The organism is Psychrobacter sp. 1Y4, from assembly GCF_051847555.1.
In genome coordinates this window covers 1-1,137 of sequence record NZ_JBPYDE010000119.1, presented here as the reverse complement: position 1 = coordinate 1,137, position 1,137 = coordinate 1, and the positions used below count along the sequence as shown (strand labels likewise).

Genomic DNA, 1,137 nt, shown 5'->3' with positions numbered 1-1,137 from the left:
AGAACGTGATCAACCCCCATGATAAGCACGCGCTTAATTAACGCGGTGTCAATACCAGCGATGGCCTCAATACCCAAACGCAGACTGTCCGCCATACCGGTTTTAGGTTTTGGATTTACTACCGCTTTAACCATTGGATATAGCATAGCCAACTCTGTAACTACACTAGCAATTGCAGGATGCTTATCAGGAATCACGACGATGACGGCTTGCGGATTGGTGCTTACTGCCAATCGGATCATGCGCACGATTAATGGCGCGCCATTCTTAACGAGCAGCTGCTTAGGTTGACCAAGACGCTGACTGAGGCCACTTGCCAATATGATGACCGCATGATTTTGTACTTGGCTGTCATTTTCTTCTAAGACGATACTATTCATACGGTACTCGGCACAATATCAGCGTCCATATCACCACCGCTTGCTGCTAGATTCGAGATTTCACTGTGAGAACCCTCTACTGATACCGTTTGATCGTGCATGACTGCATTTATCTGGGCCATGATGCCAAGCGCGAGTGCCTCTGGACCATCCCCGCCCAGCTTGTAACCAATTGGATAATGCAATTTACGGATACCAACATCCAAAACAGTAGGATTTGCAATGTTGGCGCTGATTTCATTGATTAAGCGTTCAGTACGATAACGTGGCCCCAACTGTCCTAAATATCTATAGTTTTGCGCATGTGCCAGCAATATCGCCAAGCGAGCGCGGTCTTGAGTCAGGCTATGTGACATAAGGGCGACCGCTGCATTCTCACTTAGCTTCAGCAGAGTATCACTATCCTCTAGAGATAATGACATGACGTTGTCTGCCTGAGGAAAACGCATACGAGTCGCATATTGCGTGCGGCTGTCTATGACCGTGACATGCCAGTCTTGTAGCTTTGCCATTGTCACCAGTGGCATCACATCATTGCCCGCGCCGCAGATTAATAAACGCACTTGTGGTTGCAAGCGTTGTACGAGCCACTCGGTGGTTACTTCAGCCGTTTCTATGGTCATGTATTCAGTATTACTCTCAGACAGCTTGTACTCTGCCAATCCTTCTACAATATCGGCAATTATATTCGAAGGATTTATTGTCTCTTGTTTTGGTAAATTTTCCGAATTGTGATATTCCTCTAGATTAATACGCG

2 protein-coding genes are annotated in these 1,137 nt (G+C 46.6%); both read right to left on the bottom strand.

The annotated features are described in order from the left end of the window. The coding region (locus tag ACS8FC_RS14645; protein WP_439297304.1) for an NTP transferase domain-containing protein at positions 1-380 on the bottom strand (380 nt) is incomplete at its 3' end. Beyond that, a partial coding sequence (locus tag ACS8FC_RS14640) for an XdhC family protein (protein WP_439297303.1) occupies positions 377-1,137 on the bottom strand: 761 nt, incomplete at its 5' end. The genes ACS8FC_RS14645 and ACS8FC_RS14640, both read right to left, overlap by 4 nt.